Origin of the sequence: Agromyces indicus (assembly GCF_031432295.1) — a bacterium.
Taxonomy (GTDB): Bacteria; Actinomycetota; Actinomycetes; order Actinomycetales; family Microbacteriaceae; genus Agromyces; species Agromyces indicus.
In genome coordinates this window covers 609,242-624,347 of the sequence record NZ_JAVKGS010000002.1, presented here as the reverse complement: position 1 = coordinate 624,347, position 15,106 = coordinate 609,242, and the positions used below count along the sequence as shown (strand labels likewise).

Annotated in this window: 14 protein-coding genes; 6 read left to right on the top strand and 8 right to left on the bottom strand. The window is 71.1% G+C overall.

Features of this window, described 5'->3' with window-relative positions:
- Window positions 1–17: 17 nt before the first annotated feature.
- Window positions 18–923 carry a heme o synthase gene (locus RH861_RS09190; protein WP_310520823.1) on the bottom strand — a complete coding sequence of 302 codons (906 nt, stop codon included), beginning with the start codon at window positions 921–923 and terminating at the stop codon, window positions 18–20.
- Between the two features lie 338 nt (window positions 924–1,261).
- Between RH861_RS09190 and tkt the strand changes: the two genes are divergently transcribed.
- From tkt to pgl, 6 genes are read left to right on the top strand one after another with little or no spacing between them, the layout of a single operon-like run.
- A complete protein-coding gene (gene tkt / locus RH861_RS09185) occupies window positions 1,262–3,358 on the top strand; it encodes a transketolase (protein ID WP_310520725.1) in 2,097 nt (698 codons plus the stop codon).
- Window positions 3,359–3,384: 26 nt separating this feature from the next.
- Entirely contained in the window at window positions 3,385–4,497 is a 1,113-nt protein-coding gene (gene tal / locus RH861_RS09180) for a transaldolase (protein WP_067947428.1), read from the top strand.
- Window positions 4,494–6,098, top strand: a complete 1,605-nt coding sequence (locus RH861_RS09175; protein WP_310520724.1) for a phosphoglucose isomerase-related protein — start codon at window positions 4,494–4,496, stop codon at window positions 6,096–6,098. The genes tal and RH861_RS09175 overlap by 4 nt, the downstream gene beginning before the upstream one ends.
- Window positions 6,099–6,111: 13 nt before the next feature.
- On the top strand, window positions 6,112–7,653 hold the full coding sequence (gene zwf, locus RH861_RS09170; RefSeq protein WP_310520723.1) for a glucose-6-phosphate dehydrogenase: 1,542 nt from the start codon (window positions 6,112–6,114) through the stop codon (window positions 7,651–7,653).
- Window positions 7,650–8,624: a glucose-6-phosphate dehydrogenase assembly protein OpcA gene (locus RH861_RS09165; RefSeq protein ID WP_310520722.1), complete on the top strand. Its 975-nt coding sequence runs from the start codon at window positions 7,650–7,652 to the stop codon at window positions 8,622–8,624. Before zwf ends, RH861_RS09165 begins: the two co-directional genes overlap by 4 nt.
- Window positions 8,621–9,391, top strand: coding sequence for a 6-phosphogluconolactonase (pgl, locus tag RH861_RS09160; RefSeq protein ID WP_310520721.1), 771 nt, complete (start codon window positions 8,621–8,623; stop codon window positions 9,389–9,391). The genes RH861_RS09165 and pgl overlap by 4 nt, the downstream gene beginning before the upstream one ends.
- 87 nt (window positions 9,392–9,478) lie before the next feature.
- Here pgl and RH861_RS09155 read toward each other — a convergent pair whose 3' ends face one another.
- From RH861_RS09155 to whiA, 7 genes are all read right to left on the bottom strand, one after another.
- Window positions 9,479–9,844 carry an RNA polymerase-binding protein RbpA gene (locus RH861_RS09155; protein ID WP_067947352.1) on the bottom strand — a complete coding sequence of 122 codons (366 nt, stop codon included), beginning with the start codon at window positions 9,842–9,844 and terminating at the stop codon, window positions 9,479–9,481.
- Window positions 9,845–9,855: 11 nt separating this feature from the next.
- Complete coding sequence (gene secG / locus RH861_RS09150; RefSeq protein WP_067947350.1) at window positions 9,856–10,107, bottom strand: preprotein translocase subunit SecG; 252 nt, start codon at window positions 10,105–10,107, stop codon at window positions 9,856–9,858.
- 122 nt (window positions 10,108–10,229) lie between these two features.
- The gene (gene tpiA / locus RH861_RS09145; RefSeq protein WP_067947348.1) at window positions 10,230–11,018 is read right to left on the bottom strand and encodes a triose-phosphate isomerase; all 789 of its coding nucleotides are present in this window, start codon (window positions 11,016–11,018) and stop codon (window positions 10,230–10,232) included.
- Window positions 11,009–12,223, bottom strand: a complete 1,215-nt coding sequence (locus tag RH861_RS09140; protein WP_310520720.1) for a phosphoglycerate kinase — start codon at window positions 12,221–12,223, stop codon at window positions 11,009–11,011. The genes tpiA and RH861_RS09140 overlap by 10 nt, the downstream gene beginning before the upstream one ends.
- An 11-nt stretch (window positions 12,224–12,234) precedes the next feature.
- Window positions 12,235–13,239 (bottom strand): type I glyceraldehyde-3-phosphate dehydrogenase, encoded by a 1,005-nt coding sequence (gene gap, locus RH861_RS09135; RefSeq protein WP_248599716.1) that lies wholly within the window; start codon window positions 13,237–13,239, stop codon window positions 12,235–12,237.
- 96 nt (window positions 13,240–13,335) lie between these two features.
- Complete coding sequence (locus RH861_RS09130; protein ID WP_310520719.1) at window positions 13,336–13,962, bottom strand: superoxide dismutase; 627 nt, start codon at window positions 13,960–13,962, stop codon at window positions 13,336–13,338.
- A 145-nt stretch (window positions 13,963–14,107) separates the two neighbouring features.
- Window positions 14,108–15,088 (bottom strand): DNA-binding protein WhiA, encoded by a 981-nt coding sequence (gene whiA / locus RH861_RS09125; RefSeq protein WP_067947340.1) that lies wholly within the window; start codon window positions 15,086–15,088, stop codon window positions 14,108–14,110.
- Between the last annotated feature and the right edge of the window lie 18 nt (window positions 15,089–15,106).

Here is a 15,106-nt window from a genome sequence, read left to right as displayed (position 1 = left end):
GGGGAGCCTCGCGGCGGCTAGAAGGGCAGCAGCGGGTCGATGCCCACCGCGAGGAACAGCAGCGACAGGTAGACGATCGAGCCGTGGAAGACCCGCATCGGCGACACCTCCTCGCCGCGGATGGCGAGGCCGTACAGGCGGTGGGTCTCGTAGATGAACCAGCCGCCGGTCGCGAGCGCCACGGCCGTGTAGAGCACGCCCATGCCGGCGATCGGCACCAGCAGGAGCGTCGCCGCGACCGTCGCCCACGCGTAGAGGATCACCTGCAGGCCGACCTGGGCGCGTCCGCGGACGACGGCCAGCATCGGCACGCCCGCGGCGGCGTAGTCGTCCTTGTACTTCATGGACAGCGGCCAGTAGTGCGGCGGGGTCCAGAGGAAGATGATCAGGAACAGGATGAACGGCGCCCAGTCGAGGCTGCCGGTCACTGCAGCCCAGCCGATCAGCACGGGCATGCACCCGGCGACCCCGCCCCAGACGATGTTCTGCGCGGTGCGGCGCTTCAGGATGAGGCTGTAGAAGACGACGTAGAGCAGGATCGCGCCGAGCGACAGCGCGGCGGCGAGCCAGTTGGTGAACGCCCAGAGCCAGACGATGGATGCCGCACCGAGTGCGTACGCGAAGACGAGCGCCTCGCGATCGGTGAGCTCGCCGGTGACGAGGGGCCGGCCCTTGGTGCGCCGCATGACGCGATCGATGTCCCGGTCGATGTAGCAGTTGAACGCCCCGGCGGAGCCCGCGCTCATGGCGCCGCCGATGAGCGTGGCGAACACCAGCCACAGGTCCGGCAGGCCGCCGGCGGCGAGGATCATCGTGGGGGCGGTGACCACGAGCAGCAGCTCGATCACCCTCGGCTTCGTCAGGGCGACGTACGCGGCGACCTTGCGTCGCAGGCTCGTGGTCGTCCGTCGAGCGTCGGGCATGGTCGGTGCGGCCTGCATGAACTTCCTCTTCCAGGCGCGCGAGACTGGGCATGAGGCGCGCGCATTCCGTTCGAGTCTAGGCCATCGGCGCCCCCGGCGAGCCCGGCGCGTGGCGTACCGCGGGGTCCCGGGCGACGCGTCAAGCCCCGTCACAGAGCATGGCCGACTCCATATACTGAGGTCAGCGCGCCCGGGGCGCGGATTCGCCGTGCAACTCCACCTGACGCATGACCGGATCGGTCACCGGGCTCCACCGCGCCGTCGCGTTTCCCCGGCGGGTCCGGGAGCCGAATGGAGAGGCTCCCCGACGCCGTCACGACCGGAAGGAACCCCAACCCGTGGCAACTCTGCACTGGGACCCCATCGACGATCGCGCGGTCGACACGGCGCGCGTGCTCGCCGCCGACGCCGTGGAGAAGGTCGGCAACGGCCACCCCGGCACGGCGATGAGCCTCGCTCCCGTCGCCTACCTGCTCTACCAGAAGGTCATGCGCCGCGACCCCGCCGATCACGGCTGGCTCGGGCGGGACCGCTTCATCCTGTCCGCCGGGCACAGCTCGCTGACCCAGTACGTGCAGCTCTACCTCGCGGGCGACGGCCTCGAGCTCGAGGACCTGCAGGCGCTGCGGACCTGGGGCTCGAAGACGCCGGGGCACCCCGAGTACGGGCACACCGACGGCGTCGAGATCACCACCGGCCCGCTCGGCCAGGGCCTCGCGTCCGCGGTCGGCTTCGCCTACGCGGCCCGCTACGAGCGCGGGCTCTTCGACCCCGACGCGCCCGCAGGCGAGAGTCCGTTCGACCACCACGTGTACGTCATCGCGAGCGACGGCGACCTCCAGGAGGGCGTGACGGCCGAGGCCTCCTCCCTCGCGGGCCACCAGCAGCTCGGCAACCTGGTCGTGGTCTACGACTCGAACCAGATCTCGATCGAGGACGACACCGACATCGCCTTCACCGAGGACGTCGCCAAGCGCTACGAGGCGTACGGATGGCACGTCCAGACGGTCGACTGGAAGAAGTCCGGCCAGTACGTCGAGGACGTCGCCGAGCTCAACGACGCCGTCGAGGCCGCGAAGGCCGAGACCGGCAAGCCGTCGATCATCATCCTGAAGACGATCATCGGCTGGCCGGCGCCGAACAAGCAGAACACCGGCAAGATCCACGGTTCCGCCCTTGGAGCGGACGAGCTCGCCGCGACGAAGGAGGTGCTCGGCTTCGACCCCGAGCAGCACTTCGTCGTCGCCGACGAGGTCATCGGGCACACGCGCGGCAACGCCCGCGACCGGGCGGCCGAGGCCAAGCGCGGGTGGCAGCAGGCCTTCGACGCGTGGGCCGAGGCGAACCCCGAGCGCAAGGCACTGCTCGACCGCCTCGAGGCCGGCGAGCTGCCGGAGGGCCTCGAGGAGGTCCTGCCCGTGTTCGAGCCCGGGAAGGACGTCTCCACGCGCGCCGCATCGGGCAAGGTCATCAACGCGCTGGCGGGCCGACTGCCCGAGCTCTGGGGCGGTTCCGCCGACCTCGCCGAGTCGAACCTCACCACGATCAACGACGCGCCGTCGTTCATCCCGACCGAGCACTCGACCCACGAGTTCAGCGGCGACCCCTTCGGCCGGGTCCTGCACTTCGGCATCCGCGAGCACGCCATGGCGGCGATCGTGAACGGCATCGTGCTGCACGGCAAGACGCGCGCGTTCGGCGGCACCTTCCTCATCTTCAGCGACTACATGCGCCCCGCCGTGCGACTCGCGGCGCTCATGGGCGTGCCGTCGATCTACGTCTGGACGCACGACTCGGTCGCCCTCGGCGAGGACGGCCCGACGCACCAGCCCATCGAGCAGCTCTCGAGCCTGCGAGCCATCCCCGGCCTGTCGGTGGTCCGGCCCGCCGACGCGAACGAGACCGCGTACGCGTGGCTCGAGATCCTCAAGCGGCGCGGCGGGCCCGCGGGCATCGCCCTCACCCGGCAGAACATCCCCGTGTTCGAGCGTGGCGAGGGTGCGGCATCCGGCGACACCCTCGCCTCGGCCGCGAACGTCGCCCGGGGCGCCTACGTCCTGGCCGAGGCCGCGTCCGGCGAGCCCGACGTGATCATCCTCGCCACGGGCTCCGAGGTGCAGGTCGCCCTCGCCGCGCGCGACCAGCTCGCGGCCGAGGGCACGCAGGCCCGCGTCGTCTCGGTGCCGAGCCTCGAGTGGTTCGAGGAGCAGGACCCCGAGTACCGCGAGTCGGTGCTCCCGGCATCCGTCACGGCTCGCGTCTCGGTCGAGGCGGGCCTCGCGCTCACGTGGCACCGCTACCTCGGCTCGCGCGGCCGCGCCGTGTCCATCGAGCACTTCGGCGCCTCCGCCGACTACAAGACCCTGTTCCGCGAGTTCGGGATCACGGCCGAGGCCGTCGTCGCCGCCGCGAAGGAATCGCTCGCCTCCGCGTGAGGACGAGCATGAAGGAGACCATCCGCATGAGCACCAACACCCCCACCGCCGCCCTCTCGGAGGCCGGCGTCAGCATCTGGCTCGACGACCTCTCGCGCGAGCGCATCACCTCCGGCGGCCTCGAGCGGCTCATCGCCGAGCGCGACGTCGTCGGCGTGACCACCAACCCGACGATCTTCGCCGCGGCGCTCGCCAAGGGCGAGGCGTACGACCAGCAGCTGCGCGCGCTCGCCGCCGACGGCGCCGACGTCGACCGGGCCGTCTTCGAGACGACGACCGACGACGTCCGTGACGCCGCCGACGCGTTCCGGCCCGTGTACGACCGCACCGACGGCTACGACGGTCGCGTCTCGATCGAGGTCTCCCCCGACCTCGCCAACGACACCGACGCGACCATCGCCGAGGCCCACCGCCTGTGGGAGAAGGTCGACCGGCCGAACGTGATGATCAAGATCCCCGCGACCAAGGCGGGCCTGCCGGCGATCACCGCCGCGATCGGCGCCGGCATCAGCGTCAACGTCACGCTCATCTTCAGCCTCGACCGGTACCGCGACGTCATCGACGCCTACCTCGCCGGGCTCGAGCAGGCCAAGGCGGCGGGCATCGACCTGTCGACCATCCACTCGGTCGCATCCTTCTTCGTCTCGCGCGTCGACACCGAGATCGACAAGCGGCTCGACGCCATCGGCACCCCGGAGGCGCTCGCGCTCAAGGGGCGCGCGGGTGTCGCCAACGCCCGCCTCGCGTACGAGCTGTACCAGCAGCAGTTCGCGACCGAGCGGGCGACCGCGCTGCTCGAGTCGGGCGCCAACCGCCAGCGCCCGCTGTGGGCCTCGACCGGCGTCAAGGACCCGGCACTGCCCGACACCCTGTACGTGACCGAGCTCGTCGCGCGGGGCGTCGTCAACACGATGCCCGAGAAGACCCTCGAGGCCACCTACGACCACGGCGTCGTCGAGGGCGACACGGTGACCGGCGCCTACGCCGAGGCCGGCCGCGTGCTCGATGCCCTCGCGGGCGTGGGCGTCGACTACGACGACGTCACCGAGCTGCTCGAGCGCGAGGGCGTCGACAAGTTCATCGTGTCGTGGCACGAGCTGCTCGACACCGTGCGCGCCGCCCTGGAGGCCGCGCGATGAGCTTCCGCATCTCCGTCAGCGGCGCCGCCGCCGACGCCGTCCGGCGCGTCGTGCCCGAGCTCGTGGCCGACCGCGTCGCCTCCCGCATCACGGCGCTCGACGCCACGCTCTGGGGACCCGGGGCCGAGGACGAGGCGTCGAAGCGCCTCGGCTGGACCGAGGCCGTCGCCGTCTCCCGTCCGCTCCTCGGCGAGATCGCCGCCCTCCGGGACGAACTGCGCGCCCAGGGCGTCGAGCACATCGTGCTGGCGGGCATGGGCGGGTCGTCGCTCGCGCCCGAGGTCATCACGCGTACCGCGGGCGCGAAGCTCACCGTCCTCGACTCCACCGAGCCCGGCCAGGTGCGCGCCGCCCTCGCCGACCGGATCGGCCGCACGGCGCTCGTGGTGTCCTCGAAGTCGGGTTCGACCGTCGAGACCGACTCCCAGCGACGCGCCTACGAGCAGGCCTTCCGCGACGCCGGCGTCGACCCGGCATCGCGCATCATCGTCGTCACCGACCCCGGTTCCCCGCTCGAGGAGTCCGCGCGCGCCGCGGGCTACCGGGTGTTCACTGCGGATGCCACCGTGGGCGGGCGGTACTCGGCGCTCACCGCCTTCGGCCTCGTACCGTCCGGCCTCGCCGGCGTCGACCTCGACGAACTGCTCGCCGAGACGCAGGCCATCGAGCTGGCGCTCGCGGTCGACGCCGAGGAGAACCCCGGCCTCATCCTCGGTGCCGCCATCGCCGCGACCGAACCGCGCCGCGACAAGCTCGCCATCGTCGCCGACGGCACGCACATCGTCGGATTCGCCGACTGGGCCGAGCAGCTCATCGCCGAGTCCACGGGCAAGCAGGGCACCGGCATCCTGCCCGTCGTGCTCGGTGCCGACGCGCCGGAACTCGCCTCCGTCGCCGCCGACGTCCAGGTCGTGCGCCTCGTCGACGACGCGGGCGCGGAGGTGTTCGTCGAAGGCACCGACGGCGAGATCCGCGTGTCCGGCACGCTCGGCGCGCAGCTGCTCGTCTGGGAGTACGCGACGGCGGTCGCCGGCCGCATCCTCGGCATCAACCCGTTCGACCAGCCCGACGTCGAGTCGGCGAAGATCGCCGCCCGCGGGCTGCTCGACGCCCGGCCGGAGCCCGCTCCGGCCGCCTTCGTCACCGACGGCATCGAGGTCCGCGGCACTCCCGACGTGATCGGCGCCGCGAGCGACCTGTCCTCGGCGATCGAGGTGCTCCTCGAGGAGCTGCCCGCAGACGGCTACCTCTCGGTCCAGGCGTACGTCGACCGGGTCGCGCACCCCGAGGTCGAGGAGCTCCGCGACGTGCTCGCCGCGCGCACCGGTCGACCCGTCACGTTCGGTTGGGGACCGCGCTTCCTGCACTCCACCGGCCAGTACCACAAGGGCGGCCCGGCTCACGGCGTCTTCCTCCAGCTCGTGCAGCGCCCGGTGGAGGACCTCGCGATCCCGGATCGTCCCTTCACGTTCGGCGAGCTCATCGCCGCGCAGGCCTCGGGCGACGCGTCGGTCCTCGCCGAGCACGGCCGCCCGGTGCTGACGCTGACGCTCACCGATCCGAGCCGTGACGTCCAGGCGTTGCGCGCCGCGATCGGCTGAGTCGGGCACGCGCATGCAGCCGGTCGAGATCACGGCGACGCACAACCCGCTGCGTTCCCCCAAGGACTACCGCCTGAACCGGATCGCCGGACCGTCGAGCCTCATCATCTTCGGCGTCACGGGCGACCTCTCCCGCAAGAAGCTCATGCCCGCGGTGTACGACCTCGCCAACCGCGGACTCCTGCCGCCCGGCTTCGCGCTCGTCGGGTTCGCCCGCCGGGACTGGGAGGACCAGGACTTCGAGCAGGTCGTGCACGACTCGGTGCAGCAGTACGCACGCACCGAGTTCCGTGAGGACGTGTGGCAGCAGCTCGCCCGCGGCATCCGCTTCGTGCCGGGCGCCTTCGACGACGACGAGGCGTTCGAGCGCCTGCGGCGGACGGTGGACGAACTGGACCGCGAACGCGGCACCATGGGCAACCACGCGTTCTACCTCTCGATCCCGCCGAAGTCGTTCCCGGTGGTCACCGAGCAGCTCAAGCGGTCTGGTCTCACGGAGCAGAAGGACGGCCAGTGGCGGCGGGTCGTCATCGAGAAGCCGTTCGGCTCGGACCTCACGTCGGCGATCGAGCTGAACGACGTCGTCGCGTCGGTCTTCCCGCCCGACTCGGTGTTCCGCATCGACCACTACCTCGGCAAGGAGACGGTCCAGAACATCCTCGCGCTCCGGTTCGCGAACCAGCTGTACGAGCCGATCTGGAACGCCAACTTCGTCGACCACGTGCAGATCACCATGGCCGAGGACATCGGCGTGGGCGGCCGGGCCGGCTACTACGACGGCATCGGCGCGGCGCGCGACGTGATCCAGAACCACCTGCTCCAACTGCTCGCGCTGACCGCCATGGAGGAGCCGATCTCGTTCGACGCCGCCGACCTGCGCGCCGAGAAGGAGAAGATCCTCCGCGCGGTGCGCCTTCCGGCCGACCTCGCGACCGCCACCGCGCGCGGCCAGTACTCGGGCGGATGGCAGGGCGGCGAGAAGGTCGTCGGGTTCCTCGACGAGGACGGGATGAACCCCGACTCGACGACCGAGACCTACGCGGCCATGAAGCTGCTCATCGGCACGCGACGGTGGGCCGGTGTGCCCTTCTACCTGCGGGCCGGCAAGCGGCTCGGGCGCCGCGTGACCGAGATCGCGGTCGTGTTCAAGCGCGCGCCGCAGCAGGTCTTCGCCGACAGCCAGACCTCCCAGCTCGGGCAGAACGCGCTCGTGATCCGTGTGCAGCCCGACGAGGGCGTCACCATCCGGTTCGGATCGAAGGTCCCGGGCGCCGGGATGCAGGTCCGCGACGTCACGATGGACTTCGGCTACGGGCACGCCTTCACCGAGGCGAGCCCCGAGGCCTACGAGCGGCTCATCCTCGACGTGCTGCTCGGCGACCCGCCCCTCTTCCCCCGACAGGAGGAGGTCGAGCTCTCGTGGAAGATCCTCGACCCGATCGAGGAGTTCTGGGCCACGCAGGGTCGGCCCGAGCAGTACAAGCCCGGATCGTGGGGCCCGGACTCCGCCGACGAGCTCCTCGCCCGTGACGGACGCACCTGGAGGCGCCCATGATCGTCGAACTGCCCGAGACCACCACCAGCCAGGTCTCGAAGACCCTCGTCAAGATCCGCGAGGAGGGCGGCGTCGTCGCCCTCGGCCGCGTACTCACCTTGGTCATCGCGACGACCCAGGAGGGCGAGGAGGAGGCCATCGAGGCCGCCAACGACGCGTCGCGCGAGCACCCGATGCGCGTCATCGTGGTGTCCCGCGAGCCCGACGACGGCGATCCCGCCACCGATGACAGCCGCCTCGACGCGGAGATCCGCGTCGGCGGAGATGCGGGCGCGAGCGAGGTCATCATCCTCCGTGCCCGGGGCGACGCGGCGCAGGACGAGCAGAGCCTCGTGATGGGCCTGCTCCTGCCCGACGCCCCAGTGGTCACCTGGTGGCCCGGCGCCGCGCCCGCCGTGCCGGGCGACTCTCCGCTCGGCCGCATCGCGCAGCGTCGGATCACTGACGCGTCGACCCAGCCGGACCCGCAGGCGGCGCTGCACGCGCTCGCCGACAGCTACCAGCCCGGCGACGCCGACTTCGCGTGGACGCGCCTGACGCTGTGGCGTGCCCAGCTCGCGGCGGTGCTCGACCAGCCGCCCTACGAGCCGGTCACGGCGGTCCGCGTGCGCGGATCGATCGACAGCCCGTCAACCACCCTGCTCGCGGCATGGCTGTCCATGCAGCTCGGCGCGAGCACCGACTGCTCGCTGGTCGGGCTCGAGCACGGCTCGCACGGCATCCGCGGCGTGCACCTCGTCCGCTCGACGGGGACCATCGAACTCGTGCGCGACCAGCCCGGGGTGGCGACCCTGCGCCAGCCCGGCCAGCCCGTGCACGACGTGGCGCTCCCCCGCCGAAGCCTCCGCGACTGCCTTGCCGACGAGCTTCGCCGTCTCGACCCCGATGAGTTGTACGGTGAGGTGATCACGAGCGGTCTGTCGCTCATCGCCACGGGCCGGGACACCGACGACGAAGGAGTCACCGCATGACGAACGAGCGCCGCGTGCTCGTCCACCCCGACAAGGACACCCTGGCGGGTGCGGTCGCCGCCCGGTTCATCACGAAGGTGCTGGACCTGCTCGACGACCAGGACGTGGTGCACGTGGTGCTCACGGGTGGCAGCATGGGCGCCGCGATGCTCGAAGCGGTCCGCGACTCCCCCGCCCACAAGTCGGTGGACTGGGCGCGCGTCCACTTCTGGTGGGGTGACGAGCGATGGGTCCCGACGGGGCACGAGGATCGCAACGATCGCCAGTCGCGCGAGGCGCTGCTCGACTCCCTCGGCCTGCCGGACGGCAACCTGCACCCCTTCCCCGCCTCGGATTCCGGGATGTCGCTCGACGAGGCCGCCGAGGCGTACGCTGCCGAGCTCGGCCGGTTCGGCGCCGCCGGGTACCCGCACCCCGTGTTCGACATCGTGTTCCTCGGCGTCGGTCCGGACGGCCACGTCGCGTCGCTGTTCCCGCACCGCTCCGGCATCCAGGTGGTCGACCGACCGGTGATCGCGGTCCGCGAGTCGCCGAAGCCGCCGCCCGAGCGGCTCAGCCTCACGCGCCCGGTGATCAACGCCGCCCAGCGCGTCTGGCTCGTGCTCGCCGGGGCCGACAAGGCGTCGGCGCTCGGGCTGGCACTCGCGGGCGCCAGCCGCGACGAGGTGCCGGTGGCCGGCATCAAGGGGCGGCGCCGCACGGTCTTCTTCATCGACCAGGATGCCGCGGCGGAGGTCCCCGACTCGCTCATCGCGCGGGAGTACTGAGCCGCGACCCGACCGCATGACGAAGGCCGCCCCGGATTCCGGGGCGGCCTTCGTGTTCGTCTCGCGGCGGGCGCAGCGCGCGGGCGGTCAGTCCTTGGACTGGGTGCCGCGACGCTGCCGCAGCTGCTGGAGCGCCTCCTCGAGGAGCGCCTCCGCCTCTTCCTCGGTGCGCCGCTCCTTCACGTACGCCAGGTGGGTCTTGTACGGCTCGAGCTTCGCCACCGCGGGCGGGTTGTCCTTGTCTCGCCCGGCCGGAAGACCGGTGGACGGGCTGTCGATGACGTCGGGGATCTCCTCCTCGGGCAGGTTCGCGGCGAAGTACCGCACCGTCTCGTTGCCCTGGGCGTCCCAGTAGCTGACCGCGATGCGGTCGGCGTGGAAGCCGCGGTCCTGCTCGCCCATGGGGCCGGAGCCGACTCGCGAGCCTCGGATCGCGCTGTTTCCTGATGCCACGGTGACCTCCGTCAGATACCGGCGTCGAACTTCGTGATGAGTCCGAGCACCACGATGCACGTGACCCACACGAGGCCGAGGATGATCGTGATGCGGTTCAGGTTGCGCTCCGCGACCCCGGAGGCACCGAGGTTCGAGGTGACGCCGCCGCCGAACATGTCGGACAGTCCGCCACCACGGCCCTTGTGCAGCAGGATCAGGAGCGTGAGCAGGATGCTCGTGAGGCCGAGCAGCACCTGCAGGACGACCTGGAGAATCTCCACGGTGAAACCTTTCCGGGGCATGACCAAGTGTCGAATGCCGCCAGTCGAGTATAGCCGTCCGCGTCGCCCGGCCCGCGCCGTAGGCGGGCCGGGCGACGCGGAGCGGCGCGGACGTCGGCCGGTCAGGCCCCGACGTGCTTCTTGAAGCGGACGATGCTCGAGAACTCGTCGAGGTCGAGGCTTGCGCCACCCACGAGGGCACCGTCGACGTCCGGCTCGCGCAGGAACGACGCGATGTTCGCGGCCTTGACCGAACCGCCGTAGAGGATGCGCGTGGACGCCGCGACCTCGTCGCCGGCGATCTCGCCGAGGACGGCGCGGAGCGCCGCGGCCACCTGCTGGGCCTGCTCCGGGGTCGCGGCCTTGCCCGATCCGATGGCCCAGACCGGCTCGTAGGCGACCACGAGGCCCTTGCCCGCATCGACGCCGTCGAGGGCGGCACGCAGCTGGGCGACGGGCACCGCGCTCGCGCCGTGCTGCTCGAGGTCGTCGGCCGTCTCGCCCACGCAGAGCACGGGGATCAGCCCGTGACGGTGCGCAGCCTTGACCTTCGCGTTCACGTCGGCGTCGGACTCGCCGTGCAGCGTCCGCCGCTCGGAGTGGCCGATGATGACGTACCGGCAGTCGAGCTTGGCCAGGAACGCGCCCGACACCTCGCCGGTGTACGCGCCCGAATCGTGCTGCGACAGGTCCTGGCCGCCGTAGGCGATCGGCAGGTCGTCGGCCGACACGAGGGTCTGCACCGAGCGGATGTCGGTGAAGGGCGGGAACACGGCCACCTCGGCATCGGCGAAGTCGTGCTTCGCGTCGGCCAGCGACCACGCCAGCTTCTGCACGAAGGCGATCGCCTGCAGGTGGTCGAGGTTCATCTTCCAGTTGCCCGCGATGAACGGGGTGCGGCTCACTGCCATCCGAGGACCTCCAGTCCGGGGAGCTTCTTTCCCTCGAGGAACTCGAGGCTCGCGCCTCCGCCCGTCGAGATGTGTCCGAATGCATCGTCGTCGAAGCCGAGCTGACGCACCGCGGCGGCCGAGTCGCCCCCGCCCACGACGCTGAGGCCGTCGACCTCGGTGAGGGCGGACGCCACCGCGCGCGTGCCGGCGGCGAAGGGCGCGAGTTCGAACACGCCCATCGGCCCGTTCCAGAACACCGTCTTCGCGCCGCGGATCCGCTCGGCGAAGGCCGCTGCGGTGTCCGGTCCGATGTCGAGTCCCAGGCCGGACGCGCCGAACGCGGTCTCCTCGATCCCGTCGGCCGCCGTCACCTCGTGGGCCGCATCGGCCGAGAAGGATTCGGCGACCACGACATCGGTCGGCAGGACGATGTCGACGCCGCGTTCCGCGGCATCCGCGAGGTAGCCCTTGACGGTGTCGATCTGGTCCGCCTCGAGCAGGCTCGACCCGACCTTGTGGCCCTGGGCCGCCAGGAACGTGAACAGCATGCCGCCCCCGATGAGCAGGGCGTCGACCCGCGGGAGCAGGTGCTCGATCACGCCGAGCTTGTCGGACACCTTCGACCCGCCGAGCACGACGACGTACGGGCGCTCGGGGTTCTCGGTGAGTCGGTAGAGCACGTCGAGCTCGTTCGCGATCAGCAGGCCGGCCGCGCTCGGGCGGAGCTGCTCGAGCTCGTAGACGCTGGCCTGCTTGCGGTGCACGACGCCGAAGCCGTCGGAGACGACCGCGTCGGCGAACTCGGCGATCTGCCCCGCGAAGGCGGTCCGCTCGGCCTCGTTCTTGCTGGTCTCGCCCGGGTTGAACCGGAGGTTCTCGAGCACGAGCACCTCACCGTCGCCGAGGGCGGCGACCTTGGCCGCCGCGTCCTCGCCGACGGTGTCGGCGGCGAACGCCACGGGGACCTCGAGGAGCTCGTCGAGCCGCGCGGCCACGGGCGCGAGGCTGTACTTCGGATCCGGCGCGCCCTCGGGACGACCGAGGTGCGAGATGACGATCACCTTCGCGCCCTGGTCGACGAGCGCGGTGATGGTGGGGACCGACGCGCGCACGCGGCCGTCGTCCGTGATGACCCCGTCCTTCAGTGGGACGTTGAGGTCGCAGCGGACGACGACGCGCGTGCCGGCGAGCGGACCCAGGGAATCGATGGTTCGGAGGGTCACGTCGTCGCGCCTCAGAGCCGCTCGGCCACGTACTCGGTCAGGTCGACCAGGCGGTTCGAGTAGCCCCACTCGTTGTCGTACCACGCCGACAGCTTCACCTGGTCGCCGAGCACGCGCGTGAGCCCGGCGTCGAAGATCGCCGAGTGCGGGTCGGTCGTGATGTCGCTCGAGACGATGTCGTCCTCGGTGTACTTGAGGATGCCCTTCAGCGGACCCTCCGCGGCCTTCCGGTACGCCGCCTTGACCTCGTCGACCGTGACGGGACGCGAGGCGGTCACCGTGAGGTCGGTGATCGACCCGGTCGGGACCGGGACGCGCAGCGCGAACCCGTCGAGCTTGCCGCGCAGCTCGGGCAGCACCAGGCCGATCGCCTTCGCGGCGCCCGTGGAGGTCGGCACGATGTTGACGGCGGCCGCGCGGGCGCGACGGAGGTCCTTGTGCGGGCCGTCCTGCAGGTTCTGGTCGGCCGTGTACGCGTGGACCGTGGTCATGAGGCCGCGCTCGATGCCGAACTCGTCGTTGAACACCTTCGCCAGGGGCGCGAGGCAGTTCGTCGTGCACGAGGCGTTCGAGATGATGTGGTGGCTCGCGGGATCGTACGAGTCCTCGTTGACGCCCATCACGAACGTCGCGTCCTCGTCGGTCGCGGGCGCGGAGATGAGGACCTTCTTGGCCCCGGCGTCGAGGTGCTTGCGCGCATCGGCCGCCTTGGTGAAGAAGCCCGTCGACTCGATGACGATGTCGACGCCGAGCTCGCCCCACGGCAGGTTGGCGGGGTCGCGCTCCGCGAAGGCCTTGATGGGCGTGCCGTTCACGATCAGGTGCTCGTCGTCGTAGTCGACGGTGGCGTCGAGGCGACCGGTGATCGAGTCGTACTTCAGGAGGTGCGCGAGGGTCTTGTTGTCGGTGAGGTCGTTGACTGCGACGATCTCGAGGTCGGCGCCCTGGGCGAGGGCGGCGCGGAAGTAGTTGCGGCCGATGCGGCCGAAGCCGTTGATGCCGATCTTGACGGACACAGGTATCTCCCCTGTTGTGATGGGCGCGGCGCGCCTTCGAGATGGATCTGACCGGACGGCGGTGTCCCCGGACGGTGCCCGGGGACACCATCCGCGTTACGACAGTAGCAGCAGCCCTGAGGTCTTCTCAGTCGCCGTCTGGAGGCGCTGCTGGACGTTCTCCCAGTTCACGATGTTCCAGAACGCCTTGACGTAATCGGCGCGGACGTTCTTGTAGTCGAGGTAGTACGCGTGCTCCCAGACGTCGAGCATGAGCAGCGGGACGATGCTCGCCGGGAAGTTCGCCTGCTGGTCGAAGAACTGCACGATGACCAGGCGCTGGCCGATGGAGTCCCACGCGAGGACGGCCCATCCCGAGCCCTGCACGCCGAGGGCGGTGGCTGTGAAGTGCGCGCGGAACTTGTCGAAGGAGCCGAAGTGGTCGTCGATGGCCGAGGCGAGCTCGCCGGTCGGCTTGTCGCCCCCGTCCGGCGACATGTTGGTCCAGAAGATCGAGTGGTTGACGTGGCCGCCGAGGTTGAAGGCCAGGTCCTTCTCGAGCTTGTTGACGTTCGCGAGGTTGTCGGTGTCGCGCGCCTCCGCGAGCTGCTGCAGCGCGGTGTTCGCCCCGGTCACGTACGTCTGGTGGTGCTTCGAGTGGTGCAGCTCCATGATCGTGCCGCTGATCGACGGCTCGAGCGCGCCGTAGTCGTAGGCGAGTTCGGGGAGGGTGTAGTCAGCCATTGCTTCTCCTTGTCAGCAGCCGGGTGAACCGGACCTCTGCCCGGCGGACCGCGGCTTCCTCGATCCTATGCCCGCGACCGGCGCGGGCGATGGGGTTGACGGTGTGCGACACCGGCCGTCCGTTCGCCCTGCGCGATACGGTCGCTCAGTCGACGTCGAGGTCGGCCGGCAGGTTCGCCTCGGTGCCCGGAACGCCGAGCTCGATGGCGCGCTTGTCGGCCATCGCGAGCAGCCGGCGGATGCGGCCGGCGACGGCGTCCTTCGTCAGCGGCGGGTCGGCGTGGTGGCCGAGCTCGTCCAGGCTCGCGTCGCGGTGTGCCAGCCGCAGCTCGCCCGCGTAACGCAGGTGCTCGGGGATCTCGTCGCCGAGGATCTCCATCGCGCGTTCGACCCGGGCGCACGCGGCCACGGCGGCCTGGGCGGAGCGCCGGAGGTTGGCGTCGTCGAAGTTCACGAGCCGGTTCGCGGTCGCGCGCACCTCCCGCCGCTGGCGGAGCTCCTCCCAGTTGCGGACGGTCTCGGTCGCCCCCATGAGGGCGAGCATGCTGCTGATGGCCTCGCCGTCGCGGATGACCACGCGGTGCACGCCGCGGACCTCCCGGGCCTTCGCCGAGATCCCGAGGCGACCGGCCGCGCCGACCAGCGCCATGGCGGTCTCGCTGCCGGGGCAGGTGACCTCGAGCGCTGCGGAGCGACCCGGGTCGGTGAGGCTGCCGCGGGCCAGGAAGGCCCCGCGCCAGACGGCCGCGACGTCGTCGCGCGACCCGGTCGTGAGCTTGTTCGGGAGCCCGCGCACCGGTCGGCGCCGCGCGTCGAGGAGGCCCGTCTGCCGCGCGAGCGTCTCGCCGCCGTCGAGGACGCGCACGAGGTACTGGTTCGTGCGACGGAGCCCGGCCGCGTTGATCACGGAGACGTCGGGCCGCACGCCGTAGAGCTCGCCCAGGTCGCGGGTCACGCGTCGGGCGATCGCGGGCGAGTCCAGCTCGGCCTCGATCGCGATGCGCCCGGAGATGATGTGCAGGCCTCCGGCGAAGCGGAGCACCGAGGCGAGTTCCGCGGCGCGGACCGGGGTCTTGGTCACCTCGGTCCTGGCGAGCTCCTCTTTCACCTCTGCGGTCAGGGCCACGTGGTCGTCCTCTCTGTG

Coding starts and splice junctions, on each gene's coding strand:
- zwf (WP_310520723.1), top strand. CDS start 6,112: ATGCAGCCGGTCGAGATCACGGCGACGCACAACCCGCTGCGTTCCCCC.
- RH861_RS09190 (WP_310520823.1), bottom strand. CDS start 923: ATGCCCGACGCTCGACGGACGACCACGAGCCTGCGACGCAAGGTCGCC.
- RH861_RS09175 (WP_310520724.1), top strand. CDS start 4,494: ATGAGCTTCCGCATCTCCGTCAGCGGCGCCGCCGCCGACGCCGTCCGG.
- pgl (WP_310520721.1), top strand. CDS start 8,621: ATGACGAACGAGCGCCGCGTGCTCGTCCACCCCGACAAGGACACCCTG.
- tpiA (WP_067947348.1), bottom strand. CDS start 11,018: ATGGCAGTGAGCCGCACCCCGTTCATCGCGGGCAACTGGAAGATGAAC.
- RH861_RS09165 (WP_310520722.1), top strand. CDS start 7,650: ATGATCGTCGAACTGCCCGAGACCACCACCAGCCAGGTCTCGAAGACC.
- RH861_RS09130 (WP_310520719.1), bottom strand. CDS start 13,962: ATGGCTGACTACACCCTCCCCGAACTCGCCTACGACTACGGCGCGCTC.
- tal (WP_067947428.1), top strand. CDS start 3,385: ATGAGCACCAACACCCCCACCGCCGCCCTCTCGGAGGCCGGCGTCAGC.